16 protein-coding genes are annotated in these 17,572 nt (G+C 38.4%); 11 read left to right on the forward strand and 5 right to left on the reverse strand.

Features of this window, described 5'->3' with window-relative positions:
- Position 1: 1 nt before the first annotated feature.
- Complete coding sequence (locus tag RI557_RS02840; RefSeq protein ID WP_310666856.1) at positions 2–769, reverse strand: hypothetical protein; 768 nt, start codon at positions 767–769, stop codon at positions 2–4.
- A gap of 126 nt (positions 770–895) precedes the next feature.
- Between RI557_RS02840 and RI557_RS02845 the strand changes: the two genes are divergently transcribed.
- Positions 896–2,278, forward strand: a complete 1,383-nt coding sequence (locus tag RI557_RS02845) for an AAA family ATPase (protein ID WP_310681955.1) — start codon at positions 896–898, stop codon at positions 2,276–2,278.
- Positions 2,279–2,561: 283 nt separating this feature from the next.
- The gene (locus RI557_RS02850) at positions 2,562–4,406 is read left to right on the forward strand and encodes a T9SS type A sorting domain-containing protein (protein WP_310666858.1); all 1,845 of its coding nucleotides are present in this window, start codon (positions 2,562–2,564) and stop codon (positions 4,404–4,406) included.
- A 1-nt stretch (position 4,407) separates the two neighbouring features.
- Here the strand turns inward: RI557_RS02850 and RI557_RS02855 are convergent, their stop codons facing one another.
- Positions 4,408–4,899, reverse strand: a complete 492-nt coding sequence (locus RI557_RS02855; protein ID WP_310666859.1) for a hypothetical protein — start codon at positions 4,897–4,899, stop codon at positions 4,408–4,410.
- Between the two features lie 170 nt (positions 4,900–5,069).
- Positions 5,070–6,161, reverse strand: a complete 1,092-nt coding sequence (dnaX, locus tag RI557_RS02860) for a DNA polymerase III subunit gamma/tau (RefSeq protein WP_310666860.1) — start codon at positions 6,159–6,161, stop codon at positions 5,070–5,072.
- Between the two features lie 173 nt (positions 6,162–6,334).
- On the opposite strand from dnaX, the gene rpsF reads away from it, so the two are divergent.
- From rpsF to rplI, 3 genes are read left to right on the forward strand one after another with little or no spacing between them, the layout of a single operon-like run.
- Entirely contained in the window at positions 6,335–6,679 is a 345-nt protein-coding gene (rpsF, locus tag RI557_RS02865) for a 30S ribosomal protein S6 (protein ID WP_310666861.1), read from the forward strand.
- A gap of 23 nt (positions 6,680–6,702) precedes the next feature.
- Positions 6,703–6,966: a 30S ribosomal protein S18 gene (gene rpsR / locus RI557_RS02870; protein ID WP_151166153.1), complete on the forward strand. Its 264-nt coding sequence runs from the start codon at positions 6,703–6,705 to the stop codon at positions 6,964–6,966.
- 14 nt (positions 6,967–6,980) lie between these two features.
- Positions 6,981–7,427 (forward strand): 50S ribosomal protein L9, encoded by a 447-nt coding sequence (gene rplI / locus RI557_RS02875; RefSeq protein ID WP_310666862.1) that lies wholly within the window; start codon positions 6,981–6,983, stop codon positions 7,425–7,427.
- Positions 7,428–7,593: 166 nt separating this feature from the next.
- On the opposite strand, the gene RI557_RS02880 is transcribed toward rplI, so the two are convergent.
- Positions 7,594–8,829, reverse strand: coding sequence for an ABC transporter permease (locus RI557_RS02880; protein ID WP_310681957.1), 1,236 nt, complete (start codon positions 8,827–8,829; stop codon positions 7,594–7,596).
- Positions 8,830–9,030: 201 nt separating this feature from the next.
- On the opposite strand from RI557_RS02880, the gene RI557_RS02885 reads away from it, so the two are divergent.
- The 5 genes from RI557_RS02885 (at position 9,031) to lhgO (ending at position 16,317) form a co-directional block, all read left to right on the forward strand.
- On the forward strand, positions 9,031–11,298 hold the full coding sequence (locus RI557_RS02885) for an aconitate hydratase (RefSeq protein WP_310666864.1): 2,268 nt from the start codon (positions 9,031–9,033) through the stop codon (positions 11,296–11,298).
- A 107-nt stretch (positions 11,299–11,405) separates the two neighbouring features.
- Complete coding sequence (gene hemE, locus RI557_RS02890; protein WP_310681960.1) at positions 11,406–12,428, forward strand: uroporphyrinogen decarboxylase; 1,023 nt, start codon at positions 11,406–11,408, stop codon at positions 12,426–12,428.
- A 4-nt stretch (positions 12,429–12,432) separates the two neighbouring features.
- Entirely contained in the window at positions 12,433–13,581 is a 1,149-nt protein-coding gene (locus RI557_RS02895) for an OmpA family protein (protein WP_310666866.1), read from the forward strand.
- Positions 13,582–13,754: 173 nt separating this feature from the next.
- Positions 13,755–15,062, forward strand: coding sequence for an MFS transporter (locus RI557_RS02900; protein ID WP_310681963.1), 1,308 nt, complete (start codon positions 13,755–13,757; stop codon positions 15,060–15,062).
- Positions 15,063–15,096: 34 nt separating this feature from the next.
- Complete coding sequence (gene lhgO, locus RI557_RS02905; RefSeq protein ID WP_310681965.1) at positions 15,097–16,317, forward strand: L-2-hydroxyglutarate oxidase; 1,221 nt, start codon at positions 15,097–15,099, stop codon at positions 16,315–16,317.
- On the opposite strand, the gene RI557_RS02910 is transcribed toward lhgO, so the two are convergent.
- Entirely contained in the window at positions 16,314–16,859 is a 546-nt protein-coding gene (locus RI557_RS02910; RefSeq protein WP_310681968.1) for a hypothetical protein, read from the reverse strand. The genes lhgO and RI557_RS02910 overlap by 4 nt on opposite strands.
- A gap of 216 nt (positions 16,860–17,075) precedes the next feature.
- Between RI557_RS02910 and RI557_RS02915 the strand changes: the two genes are divergently transcribed.
- Positions 17,076–17,570: a histidine phosphatase family protein gene (locus RI557_RS02915; protein ID WP_310666871.1), complete on the forward strand. Its 495-nt coding sequence runs from the start codon at positions 17,076–17,078 to the stop codon at positions 17,568–17,570.
- Positions 17,571–17,572 lie beyond the last annotated feature (2 nt).

The raw sequence follows: 17,572 nt of genomic DNA on the forward strand, positions 1-17,572 counted from the left end.
ATTATCTTTCTTCACTCCAGTTACCAGATGTTGTTGGTTGAGAAAGCGATCCAACCTGTAGAACATCTTCAGGATCAAAAGGATCAGTATCGGTAACCTGGAAAACGCTTACTTTCATACCACTTTCCCTTGTAAGAGTATCAGCTTTCAATTCAAATTTAGAACCATCTGTATAAGGTACGTACATTAAAGAATCAATTACGAGATCATGTTTGTCGTCTCTTAGATTCATGTAATCTTCATCGTAAACATATTCTTTAGCCTGAACGAGAGAAGTGTCACGAGAGATAATTCCTCTTTTGATAGCTTCGAGCTCTGAAAGTGAGTCAGGAACAGTACCAAATTTTTTCACTACTGCTATACTGTCTTTCATGAGGAAGTTAAAAAGTGTGTCCCACTCACCAGTGTAACCACCGTATTGTTTTTTGTATTCTACTTCAGCCTGTCTTATATCTTTAAGACGTTGTATCACGGCAGAGTATCGCTTTGATTTTTCTTTACGAAAATCAATAGGCTCTTTAATGCTAATAAAGTTGAAGTAAAGTAAAATAATGCTTAGTATGGCAAGTAATATAGAAATCACTGCACTAATTTTAGCATTGATAATACCCATTGCATTGAGTGTAACAAAAATCGCAATCAAAATGATGCTGCCTCCACCTAACATGAAGCGCATGTCCTGACCGGTTACACCTCCAAAAATGATAACTGCTAATCCTGCAAGGAATAAGATTATTGCCGGTGCGAAACGAGATATTGTTTCTTTCATCTTTTGCTTATTCTGTACGGTTTGTGTGAATTTTGAATGCCAACAAACTTACAATTTTTTTTAAATGACAAATACTCATTCAATTCCTTAATATTGAAATGTGAAATTGGATGCTGAACATCTTTGATGAAAACACTTTTTAATTACATAGATCATATTCCCACAAAAGACCAGGAAAACTGTTTGTCCAGGCTGGAGGAGTTTACGCTAAAGGACAGGAAACAGCTATTTATTCTCAGGGGGTATGCCGGAACCGGAAAAACAACCTGTATTTCAGCACTTGTTAAATGGAGTAAAGCTATTGGTCAGAACACTGTTTTGTTGGCGCCAACCGGAAGAGCCGCAAAGGTAATGTCTAACTACAGTGGAAAACCCGCATTTACAATTCATAAGTTTATTTATCGGTTACTTGATTTAGGAGAGCAAGGGTATCACTTTTCCAGGAAGGAAAACAAGTTGAAAAATACTATTTTCATTGTTGATGAAGCTTCAATGATTTCGGGTGAGCTTTCTGCTGGAGAAAGCAATTTACTCGATGATTTAATCGACTTTGTTTTTGAAAACCTCTCAAATCAATTGATCCTTGTAGGAGATATTGCACAACTCCCACCAGTTGGAACAGACTTGAGTCCGGCATTGGTACCCAAAGATATGTTAGGAAGATATAAGCTTACAATTGATGGAGCTGAATTGAAAGAGGTAGTAAGACAAGAGCACCTTTCCGGTATTTTAGAAAATGCCACTCTCATCAGAAAAAATATAGAGTCTGGCAATAAAACGTTACCTGAGTTTATTATCAATAATGAAGATGTTTTTAGTATCAACTCAAATGAGATGAGTGAAATTGTTGAAAGTGTGATGAGTGAATATGGAGAAGATGGATTCATTGTTATCACGCGTAGTAATAAGCTGGCTAATATGTACAATGAACAGCTGAGGAAAGCTGTACTTTACCGGGAAAACGAGATCGATGCAGGAGACCTTATCATGATAGTTCGCAATAACTATTATTGGTTGGGCTCTGACCGTGAAGATTTCATTGCCAATGGCGATATTGTGCAAGTTGACAGGGTTACTAATTATGAGAATATTGAAGATTTCAAATTTGCTCAGGCCTCTATTACGTTTATTAATAGTGAGGAAGAAAAACAAATAGATGCGGTTTTATTACTGAATACGCTCAGTGAGCCCAGTTCTAATTTGAATAAGGAGGATCAAAAAAAGTTATTTAACGAAAGGATGAGCTTTTTTTATGAAGAATACGGGCACAAGAAAAAAGCTTTGTTAGCTGTAAAATCAGATCCCTATTATAATGCTTTGCAAATAAAGTTTGCTTACAGTTTCACATGCCACAAATCACAGGGAGGGCAATGGCCTGTTGTTTTTATCGATCAATCTTTCTTCAAAGACGAATGGTTAGATCAGGATTATTTGAGGTGGCTATACACTGCTGTTACCAGGGCAACTGATAAAGTGTATTTTGTGAATACTCCTCAACAAAGCGGATAATAGTTGATAGAACGAATCCTTTAGAGTTATTATTGATAAAGTTTTAGAATTTATTGCAATTGTTTTCGAAAGATTACATAATTTAGGTATCTAAAACGAAATTTTGTTGCGCCAGTTATCTAAAATATTGATTTCAATAATTTGTATATTATGCTTGATTGCGCCAATGCATTCATCAGCACAAGAGTATTCAGCTTCTCAACAGAACGGGAGTTATGATGTTGCTCTAGACTCAATCTTTAAAGTTTCTATCTGCTTAAACTCTATTAATGAATTGGATAGTGTGAAAATTCCTTTTCACAATTTAGGTCAGAATAACATTTCACAAGTTCTTTTTTCATACGAAGACATAAATGAAAATAATTCTTTAGATACCGTGTCTTGGTCGGGGAATCTAGCACCGGGTAATACAGATTATTTTTATCTTTCTGATTTTGACATCTCAGGATTTGGTACATATGAATTTTTGATAAATAGTGAACTCCAACAGGGCAGAGTGGACTCTGATTCGCTTAACGATACTATGATGCTCGAATTAAATATTTTACAAAATCCGATGTTACCGGCTTCACAAACTTTTCTTAAGTGTGCAGAGGACTCCTTACAAATTGATGTTACTTCTCAGGATATAGATACTTATCAATGGAGTAACGGGAGTTTTTCATCTACACCTTCTTTTGTAAGTGAAGGGAGCTACAATGTCTCAGTTACAGGATTAAATGGCTGCGAAAATTCTCAATCATATCAAATTGATAATTATTTAGCGCCATCCCCAATCTTGCCCGCTGACACATTTATTTGTGAAGGCGACCATTTAGAAATAGTTCCAGATTCAAGTTTTATATCATACGAATGGGTTGAATTGGAGTCGTTTAAATCAAAAGAGGTTATTTCAGATTCTGGAAATTACACCCTAAATGTTCAAGATACAAATGGTTGTGACTACTCTGATGAGATTAATATTGATGAAATTCCATTACCTCAACCAGCTGTTCCCGAAAAGGTAACAGGTTGTGAAGGTGATTCTTTAATTATTAATGCTGATAACGGCAGTTCAGAACCGATGACTTACATGTGGGGTAACGGAGCAATAAGTGCAGATATTCAGGTTACAAACCCCGGTGTTTATTATGTGACTGTTGAAAATAATGATGGGTGCGCTTCATTTGATAGTGTTCATGTAGAATTAAAACCTCTACCTTCAATTGATCTTCCAGACACTGCCTGGATGTGTAACGGAAGTCCTGAGTTAGTTTCAGTTGATGGTATTGCATCTACTTTTTATTCCTGGAATTCAGGCGAAAATGGAATGAGTATCCTTGTTGAAGAAGAGGGCAGCTATGAAGTTACTGCTCTTGATACAAATGGTTGCATGAACTCCAAAGAAGTTTCAGTATTTGATGAAGTAGTGTTGAATAATATAGATAATGACACTATCCTTTGTGAAGGAGATGGGTTTAGCGTCTCACCCGATTCAGGCTACATATCATTCTGGGAAGACGGTTTCTCAAATCACGAAAGGTTTATTACCAATCCCGGAGATTATATTTATACCGTTGAAGGTGAGCATGGATGTATTAATCAGGATACATTATCAGTTGAGTCGAATACAGTACCTGAAACAAATTTCAACTATATAGTTGGTGGATCTAATATTGACTTTCAAAACTTAACAACCAATTACGATAGCCTCGTTTGGGATTTTGATGATGGTCAAACATCAACTCAAAACTCACCAAGTCACTCATTTTCTGAGTTCGGTGAATACCAGGTTGTTTTGACTACTTTTAATGTTTGTGGTCAGTCAAATAATACTCAACATATTAATTTTACTTCTACTGGAATTGAAGAGTTATTCAATGAAAAAACAATAAAACTTTATCCCAATCCTGTTCTCCAGGGCAACGAAATCAAGTTGTTACTATCTGACCTTTCAAACAAGGATTTATCTTTGAGAGTCTACAGTTCAATAGGGCAGCTAATGATCGATCGAACTATGAAATTGAATGGGCCAAGAGAGTTGGTTTCGATTAATACGAATCAATTAGCTTCAGGGAACTATGTTGTGCATTTAACAATTGACAACGAATCGGTGACTAAAATGGTCAGCGTTATTAAAAGAAAGTAGATTAATAATCGTAATCCAACCCCAGTTTCTTTCTCAGAGATTTTAAAGCAGGATTTTTGTCAGCCAGTTTGTTAAACTTGTCTGAGTTAGTGAAAAGCTTGCCTTCATCAACATCATCTTTTTCTTTCAATATATCGAACGAAAGCTGGATGTTATCATTACGCAGTTTGCTCTTAAGCTTCCCAAGTAAATCTGAACGGTAACTGTCAAACTCCAGCTTTGCAGCTTTATGATCAAGTTTGATATGTACTGTAGTATTTTCAATATCAACTTCAGGATCTCTTCTTTTCAGCATGCTTGCCAGTGACTTCTTTCCATCATTCAAAAACTCAACAGTTGTTTCTTCCCACGCTGTATCGAATTCTTCTTTCGTGAAATTTCTTGTTTCACCAGTTACTACATGATCATCATCTTTGTTCTCTGTTTTCTCAGAGGGGTCGGTTTCCTGCTTTTTTATACGGACTGTATTCCTGCTCTTGTACTTACCCTGCATTGGTCTAACAACCCTTTTAGGACTATTTTGGTCAGATCCTTTTTGAGCAGTGTTTTGAACCTCTCGCCTAATTTTTTCTCCCTGAGATTGATTTGCAGTAGTTGTTGTTTTTCCTGCAACGCGTTCACTGGAAGCTAAAATAGGGAAGTCGAGAAGGGATAACTCAGGGTCTAGTAATTTTTTTTTTCGGGATGCTTTTGAATAGAAGCAAGCTGCATGAGTGTTAACTCAACCAGTAAACGCTGATTTTTACTGGATTTATATCTGAAATCACACTCGGTGCACAGCTTAATAGCAGCCATTAAAAAATCCTGATCGCAGGACTTTGCCTGATCGAGATAGTGCTGCCTGATATTATCTCCTGCTTCTAGAAGTTTGACTGTTTCATCACTACTTGAAACAAGTAAATTACGGAAATGAGCAGATAAGCCATTGATGAAAATGTGTCCGTCAAATCCATTATCCAGAACTTCATTAAACAAGTTTAATAATCCCTGTACATTACCATCAAGAACAAGGTCTGTTGTTTTGAAGTAGTAATCGTAATCGAGAATATTCAGGTTCTGAATGACTTCCTGATATGAAATCTCATTGCCGGAGTAGCTCACCATTTGGTCAAAAATGGATAATGCATCGCGCATTCCGCCATCAGCCTTTTCAGCTATGAGGTGAAGTGCGTCTTCGTCAGCAGTCACGTTTTCTTTTGATGCAACATTCTTGAGGTGCTCAACCATGTCTTTGATTTGGATACGGTGAAAATCAAAAACCTGACACCTTGATAATATTGTAGGTATTATTTTATGCTTTTCAGTAGTAGCTAAAATAAATATAGCATGTGCCGGAGGTTCTTCAAGCGTTTTGAGAAATGCATTGAATGCTGCAGTTGACAACATGTGAACCTCATCAATGATATATACTTTGTAACTACCTACTTGAGGTGGTATTCGAACCTGATCGATCAGGTTTCTTATATCATCAACAGTATTATTTGATGCTGCATCGAGCTCAAAAATATTGAAGGCGAAATCTTCGTTTTCATCAACACCCCCATCTTTAGATAGAGCTTCCTGATTTACTGCTTTTGCCAAAATACGAGCAGTAGTTGTTTTTCCAACTCCTCTTGGACCGCAAAAAAGGAAGGCCTGTGCCAAATGATTTTTGTCAATGGCATTTTGGAGCGTGTCTGTAATAGACCCCTGTCCAACAACCGAATCCCAGTCGGTTGGGCGATATTTTCGTGCTGATACGATGAAGTTATCCATGAGTGGTACAAATATAGCCCTTTGATGCGATGTGAGAATTAATTTGGTCTCGAAGTTTGACGTAAATTGTGCTAATTTTGGTTCTGACCAAAAAATCAATGGAATACGGTTTTGTAAATGTCAGGGTTTCTGTATTTTTGCAGGCCAATTTTTATTTAATTAAAACAATAGTTATGAGTACAAGGTACGAAACTGTTTTCATTTTAACTCCCGTTTTATCTGATGATCAGGTAAAGGAAGCAGTTACCAATGTAAAGGATTTCTTAAAGAAAAACGGTGCTACAGTGAAGCATCAGTCAAGCTGGGGGCTTAAAAAGCTCGCTTATCCTATCCAGAATAAGTCAACCGGTTTTTACCAGCTTTTTGAATTCGAAGCAGACGGTGACTTTATTTCAAAGTTTGAGCTTGAACTTAAACGTGACGAACGCATGTTGCGCTTCTTGACTGTTAAGATGAACAAGAATCACATTGAGTTTGCTGAAAAGCAGCGTAATAAAGCCGCTGAAGCATCAAATTAAGAATCCTTTAAAGCATTTTAATTATGGCTGAATCAGAAATCAGATATCTTCAACCAATCAACATTGAAGTAAAAAAAGAGAAATACTGCCGTTTCAAGAAGGCTGGTATTAAATACGTTGATTACAAGGATTACAAGTTCCTTTTGAAATTTGTTAATGAACAAGGTAAAATTCTTCCTCGCAGAGTTACGGGAACTTCAACAAAGTTCCAGAAGAAAGTGGCTACATCTGTGAAAAGAGCGCGCCACCTGGCTATTTTACCGTATGTTGGTGATATGTTAAAATAAAGGAGGGTAATCAAATGGACATTATACTTAAAGAAAACGTTGAAAATCTTGGTGACGCAGGTGAATTAGTAACCGTAAAACCAGGGTACGGAAGAAACTACCTTATTCCTCAGGGAAAAGCAATTTTGGCGACAGCTTCAGCAAAAAAGATGCTCGAAGAAAATCAACGTCAAAGAGCTCACAAGGAAGAAAAACTTGTTGATGAAGCTAAAAATAACGCAGCTAAGCTCAATGATATGTCATTGAAAATTGGAGCTAAAGTAGGAGATCAGGGCAAAATATTTGGTTCTGTGAATACTATCCAGGTTGCTGAAGCCATCAAGAAGTTAGGTGTTGATATTGATCGTAAAAATATTTCAATCAATCAGGAGCCTATCAAGAGTGTTGGTGAATATGAAGCTACAATCAAGTTCCACAAAGATGTAGTTGAAACTGTGAAATTTGAAGTTGTTGGTGAATAATCAATGACTACTATCAATATTTAGGGGGTGTATCAAAACCGAAAAATTAAGGTTTTTCGGTTTTAAAAGGCAAACCTTTAAAGTGTAGATGGCTGATGTAGTTGGATTAAAATCCTCCAATCATCAGCCATTTTTATTTTATGATGCCTTTTGATACACCCCCTTTTCATTCGTGCCTCAAGGCATCAATTGGATCGAGTGATGAAGCTTTTTTAGCAGGGTAAAAACCAGCTACAACTCCTGTAAAAAGACATAGTGAAATCCCCAATGAAATCCATGTCCAGGGAATAACAAAAGGAGCTTCTGTCAAAACAGTTACCGCATTGCCAGCTCCAACTCCAAAAAGAATTCCAACAAAGCCACCAACCAAACAAATAACCAGCGCCTCAATAAGGAATTGCTGCATAATAATAGAGGATTTTGCACCAAGTGCTTTTCTGGTACCAATCTCTCTAGTCCTTTCTGTCACACTAACTAGCATGATGTTCATCAGCCCAATAGCAGCTCCAAAAAGCGTAATAATACCAATAATTGAAGCGACAATCGTTACAACCTGAATATTCTCAATTAGTCGCTGAGATAGGCTATCGCTTCTTCTGATTCTAAAACTTTCAGGATTCCTGAGACCATCTTTTCTAATAATCCGCATAATGCCCATTGCTTCCTGAACAGCAACTTCCATTTCTACAGGAGACGAAGACATCACATGAATATCAAATGAAGTGTAACCACTGGCAAAATACATTCTCGCAGTTTTGAGCGGGATAAAAATATTCCGGTCTCCACTAAAACCCATTGAGCTTCCTTTTTCTTTCAGAACCCCAACAACTTCATACTTTACGTTTTCAATTTTTATCTCGTTACCTGTAGCCTGTGAGTTCGGGAATAATTTCTTTTTAATCTCAGAACCGATCAGGCACACATGCCGGCCCTGCTGCACCTCAGTATGCGTGAAATTCCTGCCTGTTTCGAGATCATACCCTTTTACAGCAATGTAATTTTCGTCAGATCCGATTACCTGAATATTCGGATTGGTCTCGTACTTTTTTCTTTTCGCTATAGCACTCGAATTGGCTCTGAAACTGACAGACAATACAGAAGGATGATCAAAACGAGAAACAAACTGATTCGCTTCCTTGATTGAAATTGGTCTGGAACCTTCAATTCGTTCACCACCTCTTCTGATCCTGGTATTTGGAAGCTGCTCAATCGTGAATGAATTAGCGCCCATTGAAGAAAACTGATCGCTAATAGATGCTTTTAGCGCATCAGTTGCAGTCAATATACCAACAAGTGCCATAATGCCAAAAGCGATGATCAATACAGTGAGCGAGGAGCGTAGCTTTTGTCCCTTTATCGCCTTTAGGCTAATAATTGTATTCTGTTTAATGAAACCTGACATCTTTTCAAAAGTAAGTTATTATAACAGCAAAATGCTTAATTTTATAAGGGCGAAAAATAATTAGGATGAAAGGAGCTAATGATCGATTTGCGGACTTTGAAAAATGTTGTGATCAAAGTGCTGCTGCGGCTTTTAAAGCTCCCAACAAATTACTATTTTCGCAATTGTCTAAAATTGAACAACTAAACAATAACATTATCTATGGCTTTTGATTTAGATCTTATTAAAGAAGCATATAAAAATATGCCTGGTAGGATTGAGAAAGCCCGCGAAATAGTGGGCCGCCCACTAACGCTGGCAGAGAAAATCCTCTATTCTCACCTCGATGAAGGTGACCCAACAAAAGAGTACAAGCGCGGAAAAGATTACGTTGACTTTAGACCTGATCGTGTAGCTATGCAAGATGCTACAGCCCAAATGGCTCTTTTGCAGTTCATGCAATCAGGAAGAGATAAAACGGCAGTTCCTTCAACAGTACACTGCGATCACCTGATCCAGGCAAGAGTTGGAGCTGATAAAGATTTACAGGAAGCGATCAATAAAAACAACGAAGTTTTCAACTTTCTCGAATCTGTTTCTAATAAATACGGAATTGGTTTTTGGAAACCAGGTGCAGGTATCATTCACCAAGTAGTTCTCGAAAATTATGCATTCCCCGGATGCATGATGATCGGAACCGATTCTCACACTCCTAATGCCGGTGGACTTGGTAGTCTCGCAGTTGGTGTTGGTGGTGCTGATGCAGTTGATGTGATGGCCGGAATGCCATGGGAACTCAAGTTTCCTAAATTAATTGGTGTTAAGCTTACCGGTGAAATGAGTGGTTGGACATCGGCTAAAGATGTTATCCTCAAAGTTGCTGGCATCCTTACCGTAAAAGGTGGTACAGGTCACATCGTAGAATACTTTGGTCCTGGTGCCGAATCAATGTCCTGTACAGGTAAAGGCACAATCTGTAACATGGGTGCTGAGATTGGAGCAACAACTTCGCTTTTCAATTACGATACCTCAATGGCTACTTACCTCAAAAATACAGACAGGGAAGATGTAGCTGAATTAGCTGAAAGTGTTAGAGAACACCTTCGCGCTGATGAGAGTGTTTATGACAATCCTGAAAATTACTTTGATCAGGTGATTGAAATCAACTTGAGTGAACTAGAGCCGCACGTTAACGGACCTTTCACTCCAGATTTAGCAACACCAATTTCTGAATTTGGCAAAAAAGTAAAAGAAGAAGGTTGGCCACAAAAACTCGAGGTTGGATTGATCGGGTCTTGTACAAATTCATCTTATGAAGATTTGACCCGTTCAGCTTCTATCGCTGACCAGGCGGTAAGCAAAAACCTAAAAGCGAAATCTGAGTTCACGATTACTCCAGGATCTGAACAGGTTCGTTTTACAGCAGAGCGTGACGGAATACTTCAGAAATTTGACAAAATGGGTGGAGTTGTTCTCGCGAATGCATGTGGACCATGTATTGGTCAATGGGCGCGTCATACTGACGACCCTGATAAGAAAAACTCGATCATTACTTCATTCAACCGTAACTTCGCTAAGCGTAATGACGGAAACCCCAATACGCACGCGTTTGTAGCTTCACCTGAGCTCGTTACAGCTATGGCACTAGCAGGTGACCTGGCATTTAATCCATTGACAGATACACTTACAAATGAAGATGGAGAGGAAGTAAAACTAGATGAGCCACAAGGAATTCAGCTTCCATCTGACGGTTTTGCTGTTGAAGATTCAGGGTACCAAAAACCGGCTAAAGATGGAAGTGGTGTGGAGATAAATGTGAAAGACGGATCTGACCGTTTACAAATTCTCACTCCTTTTGATGCCTGGGACGGTGAAAACTTAACAGATGCTGTTCTTCTTATCAAAGCCTACGGTAAGTGTACAACAGATCACATTTCAATGGCTGGTCCATGGTTGAGGTATAGAGGACACCTTGATAATATTTCAAATAATACGCTTACAGGAGCTGTTAACGCATACAACAAGGAAACTGATAAAGTTAAAAGTCAGATCACTGGAGAGTACGGAGCAGTGCCTGATGTACAGCGCGAATACAAAGCAAAAGGTATTCCTTCTGTAGTAGTTGGAGATCACAACTACGGAGAAGGATCATCTCGTGAGCACGCAGCAATGCAACCACGTCACCTTGGTGTGAGAGCAGTGATTGTAAAATCATTTGCGCGTATTCACGAAACAAACCTCAAAAAACAAGGTTTATTAGCTGTTACATTTGACAAAGAAGCTGATTACGACAAAATCCAGGAAGACGATAGGTTCGATTTCGTTGACCTTAAAGATTTTGCTCCAGATAAGCAGCTAACTGTTGAGATCAAGCATAAAGATGGATCATCTGATACCATTAAAGTGAACCACACTTACAATGAGAACCAAATCAAATGGTTCAAAGAAGGTTCAGCATTGAATCTCATCAAAAAGATCTACGCGAGTTAAATCAAAATAGATTTTAAGCGAAAACCCCGGCAAGCTTGTCGGGGTTTTTTATTGACTTAACAGAAGTGAGCAAGTTGTATATTTGAACACCTCAAATGAAACGACAATTGAAAAACGATTTAATACTCAGAGCCGCAAGAGGCGAAAAAGTTGAAAGAGTGCCCGTGTGGCTTATGCGCCAGGCAGGCAGGATTTTACCAGAATATAGAGCAGTTCGTAATTCACTATCAGGGTTTAAAGAGCTAGTTGAAACACCCGAGCTCGCTTGTGAAGTAACATTGCAGCCTGTTGATATTTTGGGAGTTGATGCCGCTATTATCTTCTCCGATATACTGGTTGTTCCAGAAGCGATGGGTGTCACTTACCAAATGAAAAAAGGAGTAGGCCCCATTTTTGAAACAACAGTCAGAACCGAGCGCGATGCCGAGTCACTGGTAATCCCCGATCCGAACGACAAGTTGCGATATGTGAGTGATGCCATATCACTCACGAAGAAAGAGCTCGATGGTCGTGTCCCGTTGATAGGGTTCGCGGGCGCACCTTGGACTATTTTCTCATATATCGTTGAAGGAGGAGGTTCTAAAACGTTTAGCAACGCACGCAAGATTTTATATCAAAATCCTACTTTGGCACACTCTGTGCTTTATAAGATAACACAAACCACAAAAACTTACCTTAAAGCACAAATTGAAGCTGGGGCTGATATGGTACAAATCTTTGATAGTTGGGCAGGGATACTTCCCAAAAAGCAATATGAGGAATTCGCGTTGCCTTATATCAAAGAAATATGCGATAGCATTGATTCTGTCCCTAAAACCGTGTTTTCAAAAGGTGCTTACCGCTCAATCGCTGAAATTGCAAAATTGAATTGCAATACAGTAGGTTTAGATTGGAATATGAATCGCAAAGAAAGTCGTCAACTTGTTGGAAATGAACGTACATTGCAGGGTAACTTAGATCCCTGTACACTTTACGCACCAGACGATGCCTTGGTGAAAGAAACCCAGCAAATGCTTGAAGACTTTGGTAGTCAGCGATATATTGCTAATTTAGGCCACGGAGTTTATCCGGATACAGATCCGGAAAAGGTGAAATTATTTATTGAAACAGTTAAGAAACATCAATTTTAAAATTATGAAAAGGAATATTCGAGCAGTTTTAACCCTTGCGGTTGGTACTTTTTTCACTCTTTCATTGAGCGCTCAAAATAACCTCGTTCCTAACGGGAGCTTTGAGCAAACTGATGGCAGAATCAGAAAAGGTGATAAAGCAATTGAAGATGTTATTGAGTGGTTCTCTCCTGATGAGGAAAACGGGGCAGATGTTTACTCAAAAGAAGCCAAAGATGAATGGGGGATACCAGAAAATAAAATGGGATATCAGATGCCTCTGGACGGTCAAAACTATGCCGGAGTGCGTATGTTTGGTTACAGAGGTAGAACAAAAAATACATTTATTCAGGTTAGGTTGAAAGATGATATGATTGAAGGAAAAACGTATTGTGTCAACTTCAACATTGTACTCTCTAAAATATCACGTTACGCCACAAATAATATTGGTGGATACCTCAGTGATAGAAAAGTGAGAAGCAACACAATTGATGACTGGGAAATTACCCCTCAAATTATGCAGCCTGATAATAAGATTTTCAAGGATCAATATATGTGGAAAACTATTTGCGGTACTTACACTGCAAAAGGTGGTGAGAAATACCTTACAATAGGAAACTTTACAAATCCAGAAGAAGCTGATCGTGATGATTACGAATCAATGAGGAGAGTAAAAGGATACAATCAACTTCAAACAAATGATGCTTACTATTTTGTTGATGATGTTTCAGTTTACAACATGGAAGAAATTTCATCCTGTACTTGTGAAGAGGAGAAGAAAAGTGATGAAATGCAGGTTGTTTACAGTGAAAACGTAAGTGAAGATGCCGATATGGATGCAGCCAAGAAGCTGAGTCTTAAAAAGGTTTATTTTGATTACAACTCTACGAGTCCAAGTACACCGGCAGCTATTATTGAAGTAATTCGTTTGCTTGAAGAAAACGAAGCAGTTCATGTAAAAGTTGTAGGTCACAGCTCTGCTAAAGAAGCTGAGAAAATTTCAGAAGATATTTCTGCAAAAAGAGCCAAATACATTCATGATTATCTTATTAAAAGAGGTATTGATGAGTCAAGACTTTCTTTTGAAGGTGTAGGAGATTCACAAATTGTGGATGATGCCGGCACTGATGAAGCGAGAGCCAAGAACCGAAGAGTTACCTTCGAAGCGAAATAGATAACTAATCTTTTCAAAGAATAGGGGGGTGTCAAAAGGCGTTATAAAATTCAGGTTATTGTAATATTTTAAACTCCCTAAATCACCTATTTAACTTTTAATGAATAGCCTTTTAATACCGAAAAATGATAGATTTTTCGGTATTGATACACCCCCTTCTTTTTATTTGCAACATGGCACATTACCAGTATAAGCCTAAAGTTATCAAAGCGTGGGCTTTTTACGATTGGGCAAATTCGGTTTATTCGCTCGTAATTTCAACTGCGATTTTCCCGATTTATTACAATTCGGTTACAACGGTAAACGGATCTGACCAAATTGAATTTTTAGGTGCCACCTTCACGAATACGTCACTCTATTCATACGCTTTGTCCACTAGCTTTTTTCTCGTAGCATTGATGAGCCCATTACTTTCTGGTGTGGCTGATTTTAGCGGAAGAAAAAAATCCTTTTTGAGAAGGTTTTGTTATGTCGGAGCTCTCAGCTGTGGTGCATTATTCTTTTTTGATGATGTCGATATGATTTGGCTGGCACTTTTAGCATCCATCTTAGCCAGTGTGGGATTCTGGGGTTCGCAGGTTTTTTACAATGCTTATTTGCCTGAAATTGCTCCCAGAAGATTACAGGATAAAGTAAGTGCCAGAGGTTATAGCCTCGGTTACCTGGGCAGTTCATTGTTGTTAATCCTTTGCCTGGCTCTAATAGAAGGGCATTCATTCATTGGGTTGGAAAAAAGCTTCGCCACCCGACTCTCATTTTTGCTTGTTGGAGCCTGGTGGGCACTTTTCGCTCAAATTACTTTTCGCAATTTACCTGAACCTAAAGAAAGGAAATCAATAAAATGGCGAACGCTCACAAATGGATATAGAGAGTTGAGAAAATTTTGGGTTCAGCTCAAAAAACTGGGAGTATTGCGAAAGTATCTGGTAGCTTTTTTCTTTTTCAGTATGGGCGTTCAAACTGTTATTCTGCTCGCGAGTGTATTTGGACAAAAAGCTTTAGGATTGAGTACCCTTCAGTTGATAAGTACGATATTAATCATTCAATTTTTAGGCATTCTGGGAGCAGTTTTGTTTTCCAAAATATCTGAGAAGATAGGAAACTTTAAAGGTCTTGTACTGGCAATAATTATATGGCTGGGGATTTGTGGAGCAGCTTTTTTACTTCAACGGTCAGATCCGCATGTTGCAATCAAGTTCTATATCCTTGGCGGCACCGTGGGGCTTGTAATGGGCGGAATTCAATCGCTTGCAAGAAGTACTTATTCCAAAATGCTTCCTGAAAAAGGTGAACACACAACTTATTTTAGTTTCTTCGATGTAACAGAAAAAATGGCAATTGTTCTTGGAACATTTGCTTACGGTTTTATTGAACAAATGACCGGTGATATGCATTATAGTGCATTGACTTTAGGTGTATTTTTTCTGCTGGCACTTTTAGCTATGTTCTATCTGAAGTCAAGTGAACGAATATCAATGTAGAATACTTTAATTTAGCACCCCAAATTTATTTGAAATGGATACGACTTACGATGTTGCTGTGATTGGTGGAGGAATTGTTGGAACAGCAAGCGCTTATAAGATTCAAAAGAAGTTTTCCGATAAAAAGATCATTCTCATCGAGAAAGAAAAGCACCTTGCAGATCATCAAACAGGAAACAATAGTGGAGTTATTCATTCGGGACTTTACTACAAGCCCGGTAGTAAAAAGGCTATTAATTGTGTAAGAGGTAGAAAGGAGCTCGTATCATTTGCCCGGGAGCACAATATCCCTCACGATGTTTGCGGGAAGGTCGTAGTGGCAACTGATGAAAAAGAGTTGCCTAACCTCGATAAAATATTCAACATCGGTCAGCAAAACGGAATTGAGGGAATCGAGAAAATTGATGGTCATCAGGTGAGAGAAATTGAACCTCATTGTGCCGGTATTAAAGGAATTTGGGTTCCGGTTACCGGAATTATCGACTATCGTGCTGCTACGGAGAAAATGGCTGAACTGGTGATCAAAATTCAGGAGAAGAGTAAAATCGTTTTAGGAGAGAAGGTTGAAGAGATTGAGGACGGTTCTGAATGTAATACTGTTATTACGAGCAAAGGTAAATACAAAGCAAAGCATCTTATCTTTTGCGGAGGTTTGCAGGCAGACAGGCTCGCAAGAAAGGATAAAGTTGATTTAGATGAAAAGGTTGTGGGATTTAGAGGCGACTACTACGAATTAACTGATCAGGCCAAGCATAAGGTGCGCAACTTGATTTATCCTGTACCTAATCCTGACTTCCCATTTTTAGGTGTTCATTTTACGCGGATGACCAACGGAGAAGTTGAGTGTGGGCCTAATGCTGTTTTCACTTTCAAGAGAGAAGGTTATGGTAAAACTGACTTCGATCTTAAGGATACAATTGACGCGCTCTCTTATAAGGGAACATGGAATCTCTTCATGAAGAATATGAGTTTTGGTATTAACGAATACCGTAGAGCTTTTTCAAAGAAGCTATTTCTCAAGACACTTCAGCGTCTCATTCCGGATCTGACCATGGATGATATTAAAGAGGGTAGAAGTGGAGTTAGAGCTCTTTTACTCAAGGATAATGGTGACACGAAAGACGATTTCAGGATCATGTATAATGACAGGAGTATTCACGTTCTTAATGCGCCATCACCGGCAGCAACAGCTGCATTAGCAATTGGGGAAGATGTCAGTCAAATGGCGATCGACCACTTTGGATTAAAAGATTAACGCTCTACAATCTTGTATTTCTCCTGAAACTCTGTCCAGTCCCAGATGAATTTCTCAATGATTGAATCTAACCGTTTGATGAATAGAGGATTGGGGGCCTTCATGTTTTTGAAATACGGTTCCTGAAAATCATTGAGGCCGTACTTGTAAAATACAGCTTTTGACATTCCGTATAGCGTATTTTTTGAAGGGAAGTTGACCTTGCTGATGTAACTCTGGTAGTTAGAAATTAATTTTTGAACTTCATCAGCAGGCAAGTCAAATGTATGGGAAAGTACATTATAAGCTTTGTTCAGTATCCTCCTGTCCTGGATGCTTTCAAAATGGTTGCTGATGAGTTTGATATTACCTGCTAATACAATCAACAAAAACTGATCACTTTGGTTAGGTTGAATATTTGGTGATTCTACAAAGCAAGGATCCTGATTGATCAACTCAGCCACATCACCAAAGCCGTTATCAACCATTTCAATAGTTGAGTTGATAAAATAAACAACTAACTTTTCTTCTGAGACTTTTCGTTTAAAAAGCGTACCAAACATTAAATCCCCCGATTTTAGACTAATTCTAATTGCAAACTTAATAAGCATCAAAATGCACTTATTAACAGTTGTGAACCATTTGTTAACAAAGTTTTCAACTATCTTTATGCTGAATGTGAAGTGGGTAATTTAATTTTAACGTAACGATTTAATAGAACTCAGGCCAACTTGCCGTAACACTTTTGTTTCAATTAATGAATGCTATGAATTTGAGCTATGAAAACCATTTACCTTATTAGACATGGTAAGTCCAGTTGGAAAGACACTGACTTGAACGACATTGACAGATCACTCAAAAGACGAGGCGTGCAGGATGCTTATTTAATAGGTGAGCACTTGAAGAATGATAAAATTTGCCCTGATTTAATGATCAGCAGTGTCGCGGTCAGAGCCTTCCACACCGCTGTCATAATTGCGAGACAACTGGATTACTCGTTGCAGCACATAGCCCTACAGGATGAGCTGTACGCTTCTTCAGCAGAATACTACCTCGAAGTGATTTCCAACCAGCGCAACAATGCATCGAGTATTATGCTTTTTGGCCATGACCCGGCTCTCACCAATCTTTACAATATGTTATTACACAATTCAGTAGAAAAGATTCCTACTTGTGCTGTAGTTGCAATTGAAGTTGAGGCCGATAATTGGCAGGATATAGGAAAAGCTAAAAATCAGCTCAAGTTATTCATCAAACCCAAAGAATTGAAATAGCC

Origin of the sequence: Salibacter sp., from assembly GCF_031581065.1 — a bacterium.
Taxonomy (GTDB): domain Bacteria; phylum Bacteroidota; class Bacteroidia; order Flavobacteriales_G; family Salibacteraceae; genus Salibacter.